The 19,429-nt window shown below is 35.7% G+C and carries 13 protein-coding genes; 6 read left to right on the top strand and 7 right to left on the bottom strand.

From position 1 onward, the window contains the following. Nucleotides 1-11 precede the first annotated feature (11 nt). From J8281_RS04570 to J8281_RS04545, 6 genes are all read right to left on the bottom strand, one after another. Nucleotides 12-1,310, bottom strand: a complete 1,299-nt coding sequence (locus tag J8281_RS04570) for a mandelate racemase/muconate lactonizing enzyme family protein (protein ID WP_210196409.1) — start codon at nucleotides 1,308-1,310, stop codon at nucleotides 12-14. Nucleotides 1,311-1,313: 3 nt separating this feature from the next. Next, nucleotides 1,314-2,714 (bottom strand): glycoside hydrolase family 28 protein, encoded by a 1,401-nt coding sequence (locus tag J8281_RS04565; protein WP_210196408.1) that lies wholly within the window; start codon nucleotides 2,712-2,714, stop codon nucleotides 1,314-1,316. A gap of 12 nt (nucleotides 2,715-2,726) precedes the next feature. After that, the gene (locus J8281_RS04560; RefSeq protein ID WP_210196407.1) at nucleotides 2,727-3,977 is read right to left on the bottom strand and encodes a hypothetical protein; all 1,251 of its coding nucleotides are present in this window, start codon (nucleotides 3,975-3,977) and stop codon (nucleotides 2,727-2,729) included. 234 nt (nucleotides 3,978-4,211) lie between these two features. Continuing rightward, the gene (locus J8281_RS04555) at nucleotides 4,212-4,349 is read right to left on the bottom strand and encodes a hypothetical protein (RefSeq protein WP_210196406.1); all 138 of its coding nucleotides are present in this window, start codon (nucleotides 4,347-4,349) and stop codon (nucleotides 4,212-4,214) included. A gap of 81 nt (nucleotides 4,350-4,430) precedes the next feature. Then, on the bottom strand, nucleotides 4,431-5,954 hold the full coding sequence (locus J8281_RS04550; protein WP_210196405.1) for a hypothetical protein: 1,524 nt from the start codon (nucleotides 5,952-5,954) through the stop codon (nucleotides 4,431-4,433). 35 nt (nucleotides 5,955-5,989) lie between these two features. After that, on the bottom strand, nucleotides 5,990-8,851 hold the full coding sequence (locus J8281_RS04545) for a TonB-dependent receptor (RefSeq protein ID WP_210196404.1): 2,862 nt from the start codon (nucleotides 8,849-8,851) through the stop codon (nucleotides 5,990-5,992). Between the two features lie 327 nt (nucleotides 8,852-9,178). Between J8281_RS04545 and J8281_RS04540 the strand changes: the two genes are divergently transcribed. From J8281_RS04540 to J8281_RS04515, 6 genes are all read left to right on the top strand, one after another. Further along, complete coding sequence (locus J8281_RS04540) at nucleotides 9,179-10,210, top strand: LacI family DNA-binding transcriptional regulator (protein ID WP_210196403.1); 1,032 nt, start codon at nucleotides 9,179-9,181, stop codon at nucleotides 10,208-10,210. 15 nt (nucleotides 10,211-10,225) lie between these two features. Continuing rightward, complete coding sequence (gene uxaC, locus J8281_RS04535; protein ID WP_210196402.1) at nucleotides 10,226-11,686, top strand: glucuronate isomerase; 1,461 nt, start codon at nucleotides 10,226-10,228, stop codon at nucleotides 11,684-11,686. Between the two features lie 10 nt (nucleotides 11,687-11,696). Continuing rightward, the gene (locus J8281_RS04530; protein WP_210196401.1) at nucleotides 11,697-13,112 is read left to right on the top strand and encodes a tagaturonate reductase; all 1,416 of its coding nucleotides are present in this window, start codon (nucleotides 11,697-11,699) and stop codon (nucleotides 13,110-13,112) included. Between the two features lie 76 nt (nucleotides 13,113-13,188). Beyond that, nucleotides 13,189-14,412, top strand: coding sequence for a mandelate racemase/muconate lactonizing enzyme family protein (locus J8281_RS04525; RefSeq protein WP_210196400.1), 1,224 nt, complete (start codon nucleotides 13,189-13,191; stop codon nucleotides 14,410-14,412). A gap of 579 nt (nucleotides 14,413-14,991) precedes the next feature. Continuing rightward, nucleotides 14,992-17,838: a TonB-dependent receptor gene (locus J8281_RS04520; protein ID WP_210196399.1), complete on the top strand. Its 2,847-nt coding sequence runs from the start codon at nucleotides 14,992-14,994 to the stop codon at nucleotides 17,836-17,838. A gap of 307 nt (nucleotides 17,839-18,145) precedes the next feature. Beyond that, nucleotides 18,146-19,042, top strand: coding sequence for a metallophosphoesterase family protein (locus J8281_RS04515; RefSeq protein WP_210196398.1), 897 nt, complete (start codon nucleotides 18,146-18,148; stop codon nucleotides 19,040-19,042). Between the two features lie 146 nt (nucleotides 19,043-19,188). On the opposite strand, the gene J8281_RS04510 is transcribed toward J8281_RS04515, so the two are convergent. Next, entirely contained in the window at nucleotides 19,189-19,428 is a 240-nt protein-coding gene (locus J8281_RS04510) for a NifU family protein (protein ID WP_210196397.1), read from the bottom strand. Nucleotide 19,429 lies beyond the last annotated feature (1 nt).

Raw genomic sequence — 19,429 nt, 5'->3', positions numbered from 1 at the left:
TCATTTGTGTTTTAAGCATCATTTGAAGTCCAGTATATTTTTTCTTCTTTCCAAAGATCATTGGCATACTCGATTCCTAATCCTGGAGCTGTAAAAATTGAGATATTACCATTTTTTGGAAGTACAGGAGTGTGCCAGCTTTTTTGTTTTTCTTCGCCCCCAACTCGATATTCCTGATGTGCTGTTAAGACAGGGCAAACGGCAAAAATCTGATTTGGTGCTGCCGCCATGGGACCTGCTTTGGGAGAGTGCGGAGTAAAGCCGACACCATAGTGAGCCGCCATATGAGATATTTTAAGTGTTCTAACAATGCCGCCATGATAATACACATCTGGCTGTAGAATATCCATAGCTTTGATCTCGCACATTAGTTTAAACTGATCAAAACTGCTGTCCTGTTCTCCTCCTGCGATAGCACAGGTTGTTGATGCTTCTTTGACTAATTTATGAGACCATAGATCTTGCCAGTAACAAGGTTCTTCAAAGAATTTGACATCATAACTCTCCAACATTTTAAGAACTTCGATTGCTTCATCGGCAGTATACGAACTATTTCCATCTACATAAATGGTGAAATCATCTCCAAAAGTTCTACGTACATGAGGTACAAATTGATTGGTTCTTGTGATATAGGGTTCGATATTTTTCATGCGGCCACCAATCTTAATTTTTGTAGCTGTAGATCCAGTAACCTCAACTGTTTTTTGAATACGCTCTGTTTCTCCTTCAAAAGGTTTTTCTCTTTCGAGGCTAGAGATATATACTGGATACTCTTTGCGGACTTGATCGCCTAAGAAATGATGAGCTGGTTTGTTGACCAACTTGCCTAGAAGATCCCAAATAGCAATTTCTATGGTCCCGATGGCATTCCAGTAGGGTAATCCAACGAACTTATAATTACGGTCTACTTTTAGAATCTCGCCAGGTAAGTATGCTATTTCTCTTGCATCTTTGCCTATAAAATTAGCTGCGGCAAGTTTTTTAAAAATCGTTTCTGTACTTTTAAAACGACCTGAGTTCATCGCAGCTATTCCCTGATTACCCTCCTTATCAGTTATACGCGTAAAATAACGTCTACGCGCCACAACCACTTCGATTTTATCGATAATCACCGGAGAGGTCAATTTATTTTTCACCCTTGCACTAATTTCTTCTTCTATGTTCTTGGGAACATATAATCCTGTAGTTTTTATTTGTTCTGATGTAGCAGCCTTTTCTTTTGGGTTTTCTGCACAAGCCATTATAGGAAGTGTAGCTGCTGCAGCCCCAACAGTTGCTGTTTTTTTAAGGAATTTACGTCTATCCAACATAATTTATTTCTTTTCTGTGGTTGTGGTGATATCTTTATCTGAAATCATTTTCCCGTTAACGGAAATATTCTTCAATAACAGGTCTTGGGTAAAATTTGCAATTACCGGAGCTGGAGATCTTTTCACCGAAATATCTTCCATGTATACACTATGGATATTTTCTTCTTCTCGGCCATTGATCTTAATCGAAATCTCTGAAGCTTCTTCGAGCGTTATATTCTGAAAGTAAAAATTATTGTACTTTACAAAATACGCATTACCGCGCCATCCTTTGTAGTCTGTAGTAAATTCGAAACCATATTTTACCGGGTTCATCACTTTCATATTGCGCATATATATTTCTTCAATAAACCCTCCTCGATCCGGATTACTTTTAAATTGAAAAGCATGTTTATCGCTCCCGCGTAGTATATTATTTTCTGCAAATACATTGCGAACCCCGGCAGACATTTCAGAGCCTATGCAAAAACCACTACCTACAATATTCGTAAAATCATTATTTCTAATCACAATATTTTCTGAAGGAGGATATTCCCATCCATCTTGATCGCGACCAGCTTTGATAGCAATACAATCATCATGTGTATTAATTATACAATTCTCGATCAATACATTTTTACAACTCTCGGGATCAAAACCATCATCATTGGTGGTTCCTCTTTGAATAGTTAACCCGCGTGCCGTTATATTTTCAGATAGTATAGGGTTTATAGTCCAGAATGGAGTACTCTTTATCGTAAAGTCTTCAAGTAGAATGTTCTTACATGCTATAAATTGAATTCCCGGAGGACGTAAAAAATGACCGTCGCCAAAAACACGATCTTGTATTGGCACCTTATCATTGCCCATTTGCCGTGCCCGCATCTTGTCTGGTTTCTGCTTTTGTTTCCAGGGTGCCCAGATTTCTTCGCAATGGCCATCTATTGTCCCTTGTCCTGTAATCGCAATATTTTCTTGTTCTAATGCATAAAACAAAGGAGAGTAGTTCATTATAAATGTTCCTTCCCAGCGCATTTTTACGACCGGTAAATAATCTTCGGGATTTGGAGAAAAATTTAAAACCACACCTTCTGAAAGATTTAGATTCACATTAGACTTCATGAAAATTGAACCTTTTACGTTGTAACCCCCTGGAACGACTTTGATAGTTCCTCCTCCATTTACAGATACCTGCTCGATTACCTGATTAAGCGTATCTCTAAAGTTTAGTGTGTCAGAAATTAAGTAAGTCGTATCTTTAAATGAAGGAGGGATAATTTGTTTTAAAATATTAGGCATGGTTTGATTCCAGGCAGTATCAATTTTTGCCTTTGCATAGTTCTCGTTGAAACTACTTTGTGTTGTTTTTTTAGGAGAACAACAAGAGATAATGCAAACCACTACTACAAATACTATTTTTTTCATTTTGATCTTATATTAAAATGCATTTTGATATACATCACTTAAAAATCGCATTCCAAAACTGGTGGCTATATCACGATAATACAATTCGAATTGGCCATCTTTTTTGGCTTTTTGCCTAATCTCGTAATAAGCGCCGGCCAAGTTTGGATCTTCATGGTCTTTACTAAATTGATTTTTTAGTGTAAAGTCTAAGGCTCTCTTTATATTTTCTTCAAAATCGGTGATTCCTAATTCGTATAGCTGTAACCACAAAATGCCGGCAAAACTTGCCGCACTACCGCAGGGACTACGTCTGTCATGATTCCCATCTAGATAACTACTATACCAAATGACCCCTGTTCTATCTTGTATTTTTGCAAGCGCCTGAGCTGTTTTGATAGCTGCATTTAAAAATTTTTGTTCATTAGTAAGTGTATAAGCTTCTAAAAGCGCTTCGGCATTCCAGGTATTGAAACGCCCATGTATTTTTCCTGTTTTAGGGTCGTTGGGTTCATATTCTATCCACCATCCATTGTCGGATTGATCATCGACAAGTTTATTACAAATCTCTAAAAACGCGTTCTTAAAACGTTCTTCACCTGTATGCAAGTACACATCTTTCCATAAATATCCCTCTGCGTTTGGTCTGGCAACGTGTTTGATACTAAAAGTTAATCCCTGATGTTGCTCATGTGGACTTTTATCTTTCCATATCTCGCCCGTATCACTAGCTACGATATTATAGCTGAGGCGTTCATCAGGAATGTATAAATTATCAAGAATCCAGGCTCCTGCATTTGTAGCGGCATCAGCATACTTTTTATTACCTGTGACATCACTAAGATTAAATAATCCAGGTGTTCCATCGGCAATTGTGGTTGTATTGATCAAATCTCCTAATTTGTTACCATGTTTTGCATTGAGATATCCTGCTAATTTATGTCCTTTGGGAAATTGAAGGCTTATCCACCAGTCACCTGCGCGTACGGCTTCTTCTAAGGCTTTCTTATTATCGGTAACTTTATAAGCATTTAGCAAACCATAAATAGCTTGACCAGTATGCCATGCAGGTTCATATTCCTTCCACTCACCTGTAATAATATGGTAATTCCCTTTGGCCATCCCCTTATCATCAAGCATCGCTTTACTTGTATGCTGTACAGCCTGGTTTAAAGAAGAAACTATTTTTTCTTTATAAGCAATGTCTAAAATCAATTTAGGTTTTTGCGCGCAGGCCTGTAAGACAATACTGATGAATACTACAGTGACTATTTTATGTTTCATTCTGTTTCTTTACAAATACAAAAGTTTCTTTATGTATTGAATTTCTGACTATATTGGTAGAATCAACGTTACTAACTTCTAATAAACATAAGCCATGTCTAGCCATATCCTTTTTTAGTATGAAATTGATACATCTTTCATTCTAAAATTATCTGCATAGGTTACTATCATAAACGCAGGTGATTGCACATAACTTATTATATTTTTCAATATTTCATTTCTTTTTGGTTTTTTCTATTCAGCATCAATGATACGATCCAGTTTATTCATTATAGAATAGACCTGGTAATACGCCCAATCCAACAACCTGATATGAAATAAGCCATAATAATTAGGATAATACCCACTGATAGGATTAAATGGCGATTCCATCTGACCATTAAAAAAATAAACGGCTGAAACATGTTTTTAATAGACATGTACTTATATTTTGATCTTATTATATCATTGAATTTATTCTCTTATTGTTCCATCGATATTGCGCGTCCAACCCACTGTCCAATCATTCCCCTCTTGCACTGCTCCTACGTAATTTGCAGATTCAAAAAATGAATCGATTAAACTAGGATCTGTAGAGTTTGCTGTTGACACCCCTATATAAGAATTGGTTATAGCAAAAGGTACTACCGAGTTATTAAAAATTGGATCGTAGCTTGAATCTGTAGGATCAAAAATCTCTGCAGAGCTATGAAAACCAGGGTCATCTGCATCTTCGTCGTTACCAAAACAAGTGCTATTGCTAAAAACACTTGGTGTTCTTAAAAAGTCTTCTGACCCATTTCGGTATCTTATAGAGGTTTCTACTCCGGTAACTATAGCATTGTAAACTCTTGCTGTTGCATTATTTCGTATTAAAAATCCAAAGCCTCCAGGTGCAGAGCTGGCATCATTAAAACCAGATCCTGTAATTGTCACGTTCGAAATGAATGCACTGGCATCATCACGACCTTCAACTGCATTACCCGTAAACGTAGTGTTTATTATCCAAAACTGTCCATTACCTTCCCAGCCTGCATCATTATTATCGTCATAACGTATGCTCGCATCTTCACAATCAGTAGCAATGATATATTTCAAATTCACACCTCCACCATTAATTCTAAATGCATTATCAACACTTCGATACACTTGAACATATTCTACGGTAGTTTGTGCACCAACACTACTCAATTGAAAGGCATCATCACCTCCTCCGGCATATTCTATCCTTACATACTTGAAAACTCCAGAATTATCCACCGGACCGCTACCTTCAATCTGCACTCCGCTCCAACTTCCAGGAGCAGCGTTTCCAGATTGTCCCGGAGCTGTTTCAAAGGATGTAAACACAATAGGTTCCTCGGTAGTTCCTTCGGCTGCTATGGTTCCGAATTGTCTTACTCTTAACCTAGAAGTTTCGTCTACTCCATAAATCGTTGTACCCTCTTCAATAGTTAGAGTCGTTGATTGTTCTACGGCAACTTCACCATTAAGAATATACAAATTATCATTGGTTAACGTTTCATCAAGATTTACAATACCCGTAATTTCCTTATAATCCTGTCCATCAATTGTTACATCTTCAATTGTATATTGTGGTACAATTTCAGAAACTGAAACCTGAAAGGTTGCCGTAGCTTTTTGATTTAATCTATCTGTAACGGTAAAAGTAAGATCTCTCATTGTATCCAGCCAGTCAGCAGGAACTCTATAAAGAAAAGTGAAATCTAAGTTTCCTTCATTGCCATCAAAAGAAACATCTTGTATTACATTCGATCCTTCGACAACTTGTATGGATTTCAATGTAGTAAATGTTCTGATTTCTATCGTAAGATTGATAAACTGGCCAACACCTAATTGTGCATCGGTTCTGCCTAAATCTATTGTTGGTACTCTATATTCTACTGGTCCGAAATCTTCATCATCATTTCTATCACACGCCAAGAATAATGCACAAAGAAACAAACAACAAGTGATTTTATATATGTTATTTTTCATACGTTTAGATTTTATTACTATTCGTTTCATCCAGATTAAAATTTAAAATTGACACCTAATCTTCCCGTCCAGCCATAACGTTCATAATTAAGCACTCGCTCTCTTACTTCTTCATAAAGTACTACCGGATCATCTAGTAAATTCTGTAGCTCTACAAAAACAGTGAAGTAATCATTAATTTTATAAGAAGCATTCCCATCTAATTGATATCTTTCATCTAAGAATCTATCAAACATAGGATCCTGGGTAAAACTATCTATAGAACTGTCATTATAATTTAGAGATAGCCTAGCGCTAAATCCTTTTTTGTCATAATATAAGGCTGCATTATAAGTATGTTCTGCCTGACCTACAAAAGGAATATCCTCTCGAGTTGTAGTCAGTCCAGTTTCCTCATCTAAACTCACAAAGGTACTTTCACTCGTTACGTAAGTATAATTGAGGAATACTCCAAAACCAGATAGAAAACCGGGCAAAAAGTTTAACTTCTTCGCTAGTGCAACCTCTACTCCTGTGAGTTCTGCTTCTTCACCATTAACCGGTTTAAATCGTTGCCAACCATCAAAAGGTCCACCATCTACCAAAGAAGCTTGCTGAAAAATAAAATCATCAATTCGTTTATGAAAAACACCAACTGAAGCAATACCATCAGTCGCAAAATAATGCTCTAATGAAAGATCAAAATTGTTAGCAAATGCAGGCTGTAAATCTGGATTCCCTTCTCTTATTTCATTATCAGCAAAACTTCTATTTTCTCTAGGCACCAAATCAAAAAGATCAGGACGCGCAAAAGATTGTGTAAATGCCGCTCTAATATTCGTAAATTCATTCAAAGCATATTTTAACTGTACATTGGGCAAGAAAAAATCAAACGAAGGAGCTCCAGATACGGACTCTGAGGTTACGATCCCGGCGTTATTTTGTACTGCCAATGCATCATAAGATGCCTCTGTATTTTCATACCTTACCCCTAATAAAACCGTTAAGTCCTGAATATTAAATTTGCTTTGTATATAAGTAGCATATACATCTTCATCTACATTAAAAGTGTCCCTCAACGAATTTTCTGCAGATTCGTTTTCATTAAACAGATAGAGATTGAAGTTGTCATTAAAGTGTTGTAATGTTCTAGAAGGTGATGGAAATGCACCAAGGTCATAGGTTCCATCAAATATAGACCCTTGGTCATCTCCTACAACTTGATCTAGAAAATACTGACCATCAAAATTACCCCATTGATTATTTGTTGTTCTTCTCAAATTTTGTTGTAGTCTTACTTTTCCTCCCACTTTTATTTCGCCATTAATCTTTGTATTGAGAATAAACGGAAATGCAACATTCGTTTGTATGGTTTGAATTCTACCTTGTGTTAATCGAGGTTGATCTCTTTGAAAAGCAGAGAACTCGAGCTGAGAAATATCTGTAGGATCAAAATCTAAAGGAATAAATTGAGGAAAATCTCTATCTGATTGATCAATTCTATACGTAATACCTCTTCTTCTAAAAACGGTGCGGTCTACGGTTTGAAAGCGTTCAGACCTTGAAAATGAATATCCATAATCAAGTTTAGCAAAAGAAGCTATAGTATGTTTTCCTCCAAAAGTGAAGGTAACATTTTCACGGTCTGTGACTTGATCGGCCACATCTTTTCTAAATCTGGCATCAGAACCAGGACCACCCACTAGGGTTGGGTCTGAAGAATCTAAAAATGCACCTCTTCCTCTGTATCTAATTCTATATCTTTCAGACTCATCTTCTACTTTATTTAAAGCTAGTTTTATGAATACTTCAGAGGTAGGGTTAAATTTATAATCAAAAGTAGTATTAAAACCTAGTCGGGTTCTAACATTTTCTCTGGGTCTTAACTCTAATTCATTAAGCAAGTAATCCCGATATCGATTGGGGTCTCCTGATTCTCCAACATTAACACTATCATAATTAGTTTCATACCTTTCTTCTCCGATTACAGTATTATAAAAACTTCCTCCTAAAAGAATACCAAACTTACCATCGGCAAAGCGCTTATCCATTTTTAATTTAGCGCGAACAGCACCTGCTTCGAAAATATCTGCATATCCCCCGGCAACTGTACCTTTTATACTTCCCTTTCTACTTCTTGCTGTTGGAGTTTTCAAATTTACCGAACCACCTATAGCATCACCATCCATATCTGCCGTCGGGGTTTTGGTTACCTCCATTGATGATAATAATTCTGCCGGAATCAAATCCAGAGATTCTGTTCTAGCACCACCTCCGTCTGTAACTGGTAACTGTGCACCATCTATAGACACTGTAGTAAAATTTCTTGGGGTACCTCGTATTCTGATGTTAGCACCCTCACCATTATTTCTTTCAATATTTACACCTGGCACACGTTGTAGTGCCTCACCAACATTGATGTCTGGAAACTGATTTACCAAGTCGGCAGAAACAATAGTTTTAATATTATCGGCGGTTCTTTGTAGGTTGTATGCTTTTTGTTGCCCTTCAACATTTGCGGTTACAATAACTTCTCCCAAATCATTTGTAGATGGTCTTAATACCAAATCACCAAGATTAATAATCGTAGATCCTGAGACCTCTATTTCTTGTTCAAAAGTCTCAAAACCCAAATAAGATATCTCGATGGTATAAGTACCATTGGGAACTCTATCTAAAGTAAATAAGCCATCCCAATCTGTAGAATTACCTAAATTGAGTGATCTAATAATTACATTTACACCAGGTAAAGGATCATCTGCATCTCCCAGCACCCTACCTGTAACCGTGGCATATTCTTCTTGAAAAATTGAAGAAACTTCAATAGCATCTGTAGTGTTTGCTATTGCCATATTAGGCATTCCAATTAACAGTAACAGGACGAGTGACGACCTGATAATTTTAGTAATAGTTTTCATATTCCTGACTTTAAATACTCGAAGTAATTATTGATTTCAAATAATTACTCAGAACTCAATTTTTGTTTTCATATTTGCGCAATCGATTGCATATTATAAATTATTTATGAATTATGCAAATAATCCCAAAATATTCAATTAAAAACACAAGATATGAATGTAAAATATAATAATACTGTAGTTAAAATCTAGATTCCAATATCAAAAAAACAAGAAAAATAAGCTTTTTATGCAATCGATTACAATAATTTACGATATTTGCGTTCTAAATCAATTATGTAAACTATATCTTCTAGTTTCTTTATTGATTTTTGTATTTTACGCTTAATGAATTCGAAGAAAACTACCATACATGATATTGCTGAAAAGCTTAACATAACTGCCTCTACAGTATCCAGAGCTTTAAATAATAATCCCAGAATAAGCGAGGCTACCAAAAAAGCTGTGCTTACTATGGCCAAAGATTTAAATTACCAACCTAATAATTTGGCTGCTGCGTTAAGAAAGGGAAAAAGTCAGCTTATTGGCATTATTGTTCCCAGAATAAATCGATCTTTTTTTTCGGCAGTGGTAAGAGGTGTAGAAGAAGTTGCTAATCAACTAAATTATAGAGTCGTTGTTAGTCAATCGTTAGAAACCGTTGAAAATGAAATTGCGGTCGTGAATACGCTGCTAAATGCGAGAGTAGACGGAATTATAGTATCGCTCGTAGGAGAAAAGTCTACTGATTATGAGCATTATGAAAATGTCACAAAAAAAGGAGTTCCACTTGTTCTTTTTGATAGAACTACCACCGAAATAGGAACAAGTCAGGTAATAATTGATGATTATCTTGGTGCCTATATGGCCACTGAACATCTCATCAAACAAGGATGCACCAAAATTGCTCATTTTACACATAAAAAGAGATTTAATATCTATAATGAAAGATACAGAGGCTATGTAGAAGCCTTAAAAAATCACAACATCCCTTTTAATGAATCTCTAGTTTGCGAAGGAAATATGCAACTCGAAGATGGGCGCAATTGTACAAAACGGCTTTTGGATACAGATAACGATTTTGATGCTATTTTTTCTTCTAGTGATTATGCTATTATGGGAGCTATGCAAGTTTTAAAAGAAAGAAATGTTAAAATACCTGAAGAAGTTGCCCTCGTAGGTTTTAGTAATGAACCTTTCACCTCATTTACAGATCCTCCTCTTACCTCTGTGAATCAGTTTCCAATCGAAATGGGACAAGCCGCAGCCGAACTATTTTTTGAAATGCTAAATTCCACGAAGAAGAAATTAATACCCCAAAAAACTGTATTACAACCAGAACTTATTGTAAGAGCATCATCTCTTAAATTAGAGCACTAAAATGAAAATGGAATTATGAATAAAGATGTAAGTACAACGAACTATAAAAATATAAGCAATCGATTGCATAAATCTAATAAAAGTTTTATTTCACAGGATTTTCTGTTGCGTACTGAATTTGCTAAACGATTATATCATAACTATGCCAAAACACTACCCATTATAGATTATCATTGTCATCTTTCTCCACAACATATTGCTGATAATACACAGTTTGAAAATTGTACTCAGGTTTGGCTTGCCGGAGATCATTACAAATGGAGAGCAATGCGTACATTAGGTATTAATGAAAAATTTATAACTGGAAATGCATCTGATATTGAAAAGTTTAGAAAATGGGGCGAAACAGTACCCTATACAGTAAGAAACCCGCTCTACCATTGGACCCATCTCGAGTTAAAACGTTACTTTGATATCGATCAATTGTTAACCAAAACAAATAGTGAAGATGTTTATCATCAAACCTCTTCCATTTTGCAGAAAAAAACACATAGTACACAAGGCTTATTAAAACATATGAATGTTGAAATCGTATGTACTACTGACGACCCTACAGACAACCTAAAACATCATCAAAAAGCTGTAAAAAATAATGGGCCTTTAAAACTGCTCCCCACCTTTAGACCAGATAAGGTATATACTGTAGAGAATCCATCAAATTATAACGAATACCTGGATGTGTTAAGTGATACTTCTGGTATTGATATCCAATCATATGATGATCTAATCAATGCGCTTAACAATAGGGTCGCCTATTTTCACAAACATGGGTGCCGACTTTCTGATCATGGATTAGAACAGTTGTATTATTTTGAAGTGGGAACCTACGACATCGAAAAGTTATTTCAAAAATTGAAAAAACGGCAATCGCTAGATAAAGAAGAAATCAACTATTTTCAATTTGAAACCTTGCTACATTTATGTAAATCGTATCATAAGCAAGGTTGGGTTCAGCAGTTTCATCTTGGCGCTCTTAGAAACACAAATAGCCGCATGCTAGATAAATTAGGTCCTGATACCGGTTTTGATTCTATAGGAGATTTTTCGCAAGCCTTGGGACTTAGTAAATTTTTGAATCAGCTAGATAGCTCTAATCAATTATCGAAGACAATAGTGTACAATCTTAACCCGGCAGATAATGAAGTAATGGCAACGATGATTGGGAATTTTAATGACGGAAGCGTTAAAGGAAAAATACAATTTGGATCAGCTTGGTGGTTTTTGGATCAAAAAGATGGTATGGAAAAACAGATAAACTCATTATCTAATTTAGGGTTACTCAGTTGTTTTGTGGGAATGCTTACTGATTCTCGAAGTTTTTTATCCTTCCCTAGGCATGAATATTTTAGACGTATTTTGTGCAATCTTATCGGAAAAGATGTAGAAAATGGAGAATTACCAGCTGATGAAGAATGGTTGGGTAAGATGGTGAGCGATATTTGTTACTATAATGCAAAAGAATATTTTGGATTCTAATCTTTTGGTGATGAAAAAACTAAATAGAAGCATCTTAGAACTTGACCATAAAAGACCAATAAAGGTATTGCAGTTTGGAAAAGGTAATTTTTTAAGAGGATTTGCAGATTGGATTATTGATATTCTAAATGAAAAAACCATTTTTAACGGAAACGTTCAGATTATTGAATCTACAGATAATGGCCTCGCAAAAAAATTAAACGATCAAGAGGGACTCTACCATGTTCTTTTAGAAGGGCTTCAAAACGGAATGAAAATTCAAGAAACCAGGCTTGTTACCTGTGTTAATGGCATTTTTAATCCAAAGGATGATTACAAAACGTTCTTAAAAATGGGCAAAAACCCAGATTTACAAATTATTATTTCGAATACTACCGAGGCCGGAATTCGCTTTGATCCTAATGACACCGATGTTAATCAATTACCACGTTCATTCCCTGGTAGATTGACTGCTTTGTTGTACTATCGTTTTTTACATTGCAAAAACATCAACAGTCATAAGATTTTTGTTTTACCCTGTGAGCTTATTGATAGCAATGGAGACGCCCTAAAAGACATTGTTTTACAATATATCCAGCTATGGAAATTGCCAGAACGATTTAAAGGATGGATCGATACGAATATTGAATTCTGTAACACACTTGTCGATAGAATTGTTACCGGTTTTCCAAAAGATACCAGTAAAGAAACTCAAAAACAACTGGATTTTGAGGATCACATGATCGTAACTGCTGAGCCTTTCTATCTTTGGGTAATCGAAGGACCTAAAGAAATACAAGATATCTTCCCTACAGAACAGGCCGGATTAAACGTAAAGTTTGTAAACGACCTATCTAAGTATAAAACCAGAAAAGTCAGAATATTAAACGCTGCACATACAACCATGGTTCCTTTTGCGTATCTTAGTGGTTTTAGGACTGTAAAAGAAGCCATTGAAGACAAAAAAATCGGAGATTTTATCAATAATGTCATTTACCAGGAAATTATCCCTACGTTGGATTTACCAAAAGAAGAATTGACATCTTTTGCAGATTCGGTAACAGAACGATTTAAGAATCCATTTGTTAAACACCATTTGATAAGCATAGCGCTCAATTCAATTTCTAAATTTAAAGTACGGGTGCTGCCTTCTTTATTAAAATATCATAATCAAACGCAAAAACTACCTCAAAATCTTGTAAAATCACTGGCGTATCTCATACTATTTTATCGAGGAAAAGAAAAGGATGGCCAGATGATACCAATACAGGAAAATCATGAGATTTTGAATTTCTTTAGCGATGTCTGGCAAAATAATACTGTAGAGAAGGTTGTTGAAATCATCCTTGAAAATAAAGAATTATGGGGGATTGATCTTAATAAAATACCAAATTTAAAAAATAGTATATTTAAAGAAATTAATGCGTACAACAATACACGCGACTGATTTTAAATGATCATTTGCGCTCTAGGACTCAAATCTTAATACATTTCGGTTTAATTATGATTTAAAAATAAAACTTATGAAAAAAAGAAGAGATTTTTTAAAGACCACAGTAACAGGATTAGGAACGCTCGCAGTTACTCCTTTGATTGCAGGTGAGCGCTACATGTCACAGGTTGATGATCAATTAAAAAGTTCTGCTAAAACTGCATTACGAAAAATTACGATTAAAGATGCAGAAATCATAAGGTTAAAATTTGATAAAGCTACTCCTTTAAGCTGGAATGCTATCAAAACTTCTGGAGGAAAACCGCCTTCGACTACATTTCTTAAAATTACAACAAATGAAAATATCACAGGATACTCGATCATAAAAGGTGCTAGTAAAGATGTACTTAATTTTATTAAAAAAATTAAGGGAATGAACTTAATGAATACCGAGCAAATCTGGGATCATATGTTTTTTCACAATAGAAAACCGGTAGCCAAAGGGAAAGAGATACATGCCATCGGTAGTGTAGATTTATGCGTTTGGGACATTGTTGGTAAAGCGCTGCAACTTCCGGTTCACAAAGTATTGGGAACCTACCGAGAAAAAATTCCTGTGTATGCCGCCGGTGGATACTATGCAGAGGGAAAAGGCATCGCAGAACTAGTTAAAGAAATGGAAGATTATGTAAAAGAAGGATATAAAGTAGTGAAAATGAAAATTGGATATCTGGATGCGAAAGCTGATGCAGAGCGTGTAAAGGCAGTAGTCAATGCCCTGGGGACTGATGCAAGAGTCATGGTCGATGCTAATAATGGATACAAATCTGCGTATGAGGCGATTCGGTTCGGAAGAATGGTAGAAGATCTTGACCTTTATTGGTTCGAAGAACCTGTAGCTCCAGATGATTGGAGGGGTAATGCCGAAGTACGAAAAGAATTAGATATTCCCATCGTAGCCGGAGAAAATGAATATACGCGATGGGGTGCAAGAGATTTGGTAGAAAACCACTCTTGCGATATTGTTAATATAGACAGTATTAAAGGTGGCGGACTAACAGAAATGAGAAAGATTGCTGCCTTGTGTTCTGCTTTTCATATTCCGGTAGCCCCTCATGGGTATGCGCATATGAATGTACATGCTGTAGCCTCAATTCCGAATGCACTTATATTAGAAACTTATCCTGCAAAAGCCAGGGATTTTAACCCGTCGTTAGAAGCTTTTCCTATCAAAAATGGTCATATTGATGCACCTACCAAAATTGGTTTAGGCATGGATCCAGATCCTGCTTTGGTGAAAAAATATCAAAAATGATACCTATGTATAGTAATCGACCTCAGGGCAAATTTAACAACCACTACGTCGAAGACTAATTCTTTACTTGAAGCGAACCTTGCGATATCTCAATGATCAAGTGACATATAGCTAAATCAGCATAACATGTAAGTCATCTTATGCTGTATTAGCTATAATTCTTAAATTTTTTGAATATTTCGCATTTTTTAAGGATATCCCTTTATTTTTTTACGCTTTTTTATCAAAATTTTACTTTTCCCTCATATTTCATGAAAGTAAATGCTGTTTTACTATTTTTTTCATAAAAATTAACATTTACACATTCATTATTGTGAAAAATTTAGGTTTTTTTCGTTATTTAGAGTAGTATTTAACTATTTATGTTAATTTATAGTAAAATGCAAATATCTAAACGTGCAATCGATTGTATGTAGTACTATTACTTTACCATTTTATTTTCGCTAGATCAAGAAAAGTTCTACTGAATATTTTGAAGTACAGAAAACTAAATCTTCAATTGTAAGAATGTTTTATGCAATCGATTGTATTAATGTAGATTTTTAAAGAGAAATGTTTTAAACAAAAAATCACGCATTCATGAAAAAAATTGTACAAAACTCACAACACATTTTCTTCCTAACTATATTTTTATCGCTACTGTGCTACTCGGGAATGTTTGCCCAATCCATCTCTGGAACCATACGCGAAAACATTAATAATCTACCACTCCCTGGAGCAGAAGTTGTAATTAAAGGTACTTCTATCGGGGCAAGTGCCGATTTTGACGGTAAATTTAATGTGGTGTACGATAATCCAGAAACTGCCACTCTGGTTATTTCTTATTTAGGATTCGAAACAAAAGAAATTAACGTATCAGACTATAGTGATCCTACCAATATTACGATTATGTTAGAAGAGTCTTCATTTGGCCTGGATGAAGTCGTAATTTCAGCAAATCTTGAAGGGCAACGACAGGCATTAAACATTCAACGTAGTGCCGATAATATTAAAAACATCATTTCTACAGATTTAATTAGTCGTTTTCCAGACTTGAATGTATCTGATGCACTACAACGGGTACCAGGTGTAAATATTGATCTTGATCAGGGAGAGGGGGATGCTATTTCCATTCGAGGTACTCCAAGAAATTATACTACTGTGACCATAAATGGGGAGCAATTGCAAAATACAGGAACAGGAGATAATCGTACTTCTGGTCTTTATCAATTCCCTGTAGATCAATTAAGCCAGATTGAAGTCACAAAAACAATTACCCCTGACATGGATGGTGATGCAATCGGAGGATCGGTAAACCTTTCTTCACCAAAAGCAAGACGAAACAAATTAAGCGTAAAAAGCGAAATTGGTGGGGGGTATGTAGATCTTACCGAAGGCGTGAATTTTATTGGGAAACTAAAATTGGATAAACGTTTTGTTGTAAATGACAATAATCCTAATGGAGCATTTGGTTTAATGGGTAATATGTCGTTTTACAGAAGAGAGGGCGGTGAAGATAGAATAGAAGGAAGATGGAGAATAAACGATTTTGGAAATGGAGATCAATTTTATCTGGGTGACCTAAATTTACGCCCACTTTCTAGCGATAGATCCCGGTTAGGTGTAACCCTAACCACCGATTATCAATTCGATAATGAAAATTTTATTGTAGTTAAAGGATTTTATAGCTCTTTAAGAGAAGATGAAATCAGACAAAGAACACAATTTAGACCCCGTAACGGCGAGCTAGAGGCTCCAGACCTTAGTACCGGCGCAAGGATACGTAAAAGATTTCGAGATCGGGTGGTAGATCGATATACCATAAGCTTGAACGCAGATGCTCAATTTAGAATTGGAAATCTTGAAATCGTTCCAGGATATGCATTTTCTTCAGGACAAAGAGATGAAAATGGAACTCGTGGTGAAATTAGAGCCGACGGATCAGGAGTAGATATGCAGTTAAGCCTTGCCGATCCTGACTTTCCACAAGTCTTTCCTGTTGGTGGTCAGGTTGGAGATCAGTTTGATGATGCCTTATTCGATGATTTTAGAAATATTCAGTTGTACAATCGCTTAGTGAAGAATGCCGCAAGCACTGCAAAAATTAATTTTGAACTTCCGATCACTTTGAATAATTCGTTACTTACCCTCAAAACAGGATATAAAAACAGAGTAACACGATTAAGTCGAAGTGCAAACACCGAGGTGTTCGAATATGATGGAAATGAAGACATTACAATAGCTCAATTTAATACTCCCGGACTGGTAAGAAGTAATTTGCTTGATGGTAACTATACGTATGGATCGAATGTTAACCCAGGGCTATTTACCAGCTTTTTCAATTCAAACCGCAATGATTTTGCCCTTAACGAAGAAGAAAGCCTTCGAGAAACCAGTACATTTTTGTATAGTGCCAATGAGACTACAGATGCAGCATACTTTATGGGTAAACTCAGAACAGGTAAATTTAATATCCTGGCAGGATTTCGATACGAATCAGTTCGTGTCGATTATAATGCCAATATCGTAAGAGAAGAAGATCCTAATGCTAATGGAAATTTAACCGTAAATCCTATTGCCGATCAAACATCATATGATTTTATATTACCGAATCTGCAAGTAAAGTATGAAATTGATAGACTTACTAACTTACGACTAGCATATACTAGAGGATATTCTCGTCCTAATTTTGACGATGTTATTCCGTCAATTCGCATTATCGATGAAGATGACGAAGTTGAAATAGGAAATGCTAATTTTAAACCGCCATCGTCTAATAATTTCGATATTTTATTTGAGCGATACTTGGGAACTGTAGGTATTTTATCTGGAGGATTCTTTTATAAAGACATTAAGGATTTTCGTTTTGTAAGATTATTTCAGGTTCAATCAGGAGATGAATTTCCAGGTGCAGATTTATTTACACCAGAAGAAAGAGATCGATTTATCGTTTTTCAACCAGATAATGGTGATGGAGCCACCGTGTTTGGTGCAGAAGTAAATATCCAGAGTAATTTTAAATTCCTGCCCGGTTTTTTGAGTAATTTCGGTATTTATCTTAATTACACGTATACCGATAGCGATGCTACCGTAGATGGTGTTGGTGGCCGTAGATTGCCGGGACAGTCTCCTCATACAGCCAACGCAGCACTTACATTTGATAAGGGCGGATTATCTGCGCGATTTACTGCTAATTATCAAGACGAGCGAATAGAACAAATTGGAGGAGACCGCTTTTCTCAAGGAGATAGTGACATCATAAGGGCTGAAAGACTTCAACTAGATGCGAATGCCTCTTATACTATTAAGAAAAAATGGAGAATATATGCTGAAATTCAAAATATGACAGATGCCGCTCAAATAGAATACCTAGGTGACGAATCTAGGATCTGGGATGTAAGTTTCTATGGGTTTCGGTCTTCCTTTGGAGTTTCATATACTTTCTAATCTTAGTTAGTTTATAACCCGTTGCGCATTTTGAAAAAATTATTTAAGAAAAGTGTCAATTCGTGATATTCGTAATGACCTTACGGCTACGCTCGAGACGACATAGAGAAAAATTAGCCTGCTCCAACTTGATTGGGGGTATCGAGAATAGCTTTTTAAATCCAAAATGAACAACGGGTAGTTTATAAAATATCTTTACAAAAATCCGGTACTTACACTAGTGATAAAGTATCGGATTTTTTTGAATCCTTATATCTCTACAATCTTTATCCCCATTTATAATGTATATTTACTGAAAATCGGATTTATGTCTTCCCAATCACGTTTGGATCGTGCTTACAAAAACGCCAAGAATATTACTTTTAACGATACCTCAAAATTTATTCTTTTTAGTGATTGCCATCGTGGAGATAATAGCTTTGCCGATGAATTTGCAAACAATAGAAACATTTATATTCATGCCCTAAAACACTATTTTAAAGAAGGATTTACCTATTTTGAACTTGGAGATGGCGATGAACTCTGGGAAAATATAAATTTTAGCATGTTATTGCGGGCTCATAAAGATGTATATGATTTGCTTCAGCTTTTTTACAGAGAAAATCGGTTACATATGATCTGGGGAAATCATGACATGGTGTACAAAGATAAAACCTATGTTAAAAAACATCTTAGTTATTATCTGGATCACAAATTAAATAAAGAAGTTGCTCTTTTTCCGGGTATCACTTTTGAAGAAGCTATCGTACTTAAACACGAAAAAACATCACAAGAAATTTTTCTTTTGCACGGCCATCAAGCAGATTTTATGAATTATAATGGATGGCGTATTCATCGGTTTTTGGTTCGAATTTTATGGAGGCCTTTACAAGTCATAGGAATTTTAGATCCAACTAGCCCTGCCCATAATTATAAAGAAACCATACGTGTAGAGCGACGAGTAAAAAGATGGATTCTCAAACAAAAAAATAAACTTACTGTAATGGGGCATACACATCGACCAAGATTTCCAGAGCCTGGTGGTACTGCTCTTTTTAACGATGGGAGTTGTGTGCACCCAAGATGTATAACCGGAATAGAGATCGACAAAGGAACTATTACATTAATCAAATGGCAAATCTCAACCACTGAAGAGGGTTTCTTAAGAATTGTAAGATCTGTACTTGAAGGTCCGACAAAACTTACAGATTTTGTTACCGAATAAAAGAGATTTTAAGAAAAAAAGGCAATTCAATATATCAAAAAAGAATAAACTAACTCGGGGCTAGCCCACGAGGCATTCGTGGAAAATAATTTTCAATTTCAAGGAAAGCCACGGAGTAGCGTATACCTTTTGGCGGTGCCAATAAACTATTCGATATTTAAAACTTCTTCAATCTGCGGGGCATATTTTTTAATTGTCATTTCTACTCCAGATTTTAGCGTCATTTGATTTACGCTACAACCTACACAGGCACCTTCTAATTGTACTTTAACTCTTTTATCTTCTTCAATAGCTATTAAAGAGATATTACCCCCGTCACTCTCCAGAAAAGGCCTAATCTCGTCTAGGGCTTTCTCTACATTTACTCTTAATTCTTCAGAAGTCATG

Source organism: Aquimarina sp. U1-2 (assembly GCF_017897595.1).
Classification (GTDB): Bacteria; Bacteroidota; Bacteroidia; order Flavobacteriales; family Flavobacteriaceae; genus Aquimarina.
The sequence above is the reverse complement of the archived record's forward strand: the minus strand, read 5'-3'. Positions and strand labels throughout refer to the sequence as shown.

Excerpts from the sequence above, each read along its gene's own strand:
- J8281_RS04570 (WP_210196409.1), bottom strand. The coding sequence starts at position 1,310 with ATGTTGGATAGACGTAAATTCCTTAAAAAAACAGCAACTGTTGGGGCT.
- J8281_RS04555 (WP_210196406.1), bottom strand. The coding sequence starts at position 4,349 with ATGGAATCGCCATTTAATCCTATCAGTGGGTATTATCCTAATTATTAT.
- J8281_RS04545 (WP_210196404.1), bottom strand. The coding sequence starts at position 8,851 with ATGAAAACTATTACTAAAATTATCAGGTCGTCACTCGTCCTGTTACTG.
- uxaC (WP_210196402.1), top strand. The coding sequence starts at position 10,226 with ATGAATAAAGATGTAAGTACAACGAACTATAAAAATATAAGCAATCGA.
- J8281_RS04515 (WP_210196398.1), top strand. The coding sequence starts at position 18,146 with ATGTCTTCCCAATCACGTTTGGATCGTGCTTACAAAAACGCCAAGAAT.
- J8281_RS04565 (WP_210196408.1), bottom strand. The coding sequence starts at position 2,714 with ATGAAAAAAATAGTATTTGTAGTAGTGGTTTGCATTATCTCTTGTTGT.
- J8281_RS04550 (WP_210196405.1), bottom strand. The coding sequence starts at position 5,954 with ATGAAAAATAACATATATAAAATCACTTGTTGTTTGTTTCTTTGTGCA.
- J8281_RS04540 (WP_210196403.1), top strand. The coding sequence starts at position 9,179 with ATGAATTCGAAGAAAACTACCATACATGATATTGCTGAAAAGCTTAAC.
- J8281_RS04530 (WP_210196401.1), top strand. The coding sequence starts at position 11,697 with ATGAAAAAACTAAATAGAAGCATCTTAGAACTTGACCATAAAAGACCA.
- J8281_RS04520 (WP_210196399.1), top strand. The coding sequence starts at position 14,992 with ATGAAAAAAATTGTACAAAACTCACAACACATTTTCTTCCTAACTATA.
- J8281_RS04510 (WP_210196397.1), bottom strand. The coding sequence starts at position 19,428 with ATGACTTCTGAAGAATTAAGAGTAAATGTAGAGAAAGCCCTAGACGAG.
- J8281_RS04560 (WP_210196407.1), bottom strand. The coding sequence starts at position 3,977 with ATGAAACATAAAATAGTCACTGTAGTATTCATCAGTATTGTCTTACAG.
- J8281_RS04525 (WP_210196400.1), top strand. The coding sequence starts at position 13,189 with ATGAAAAAAAGAAGAGATTTTTTAAAGACCACAGTAACAGGATTAGGA.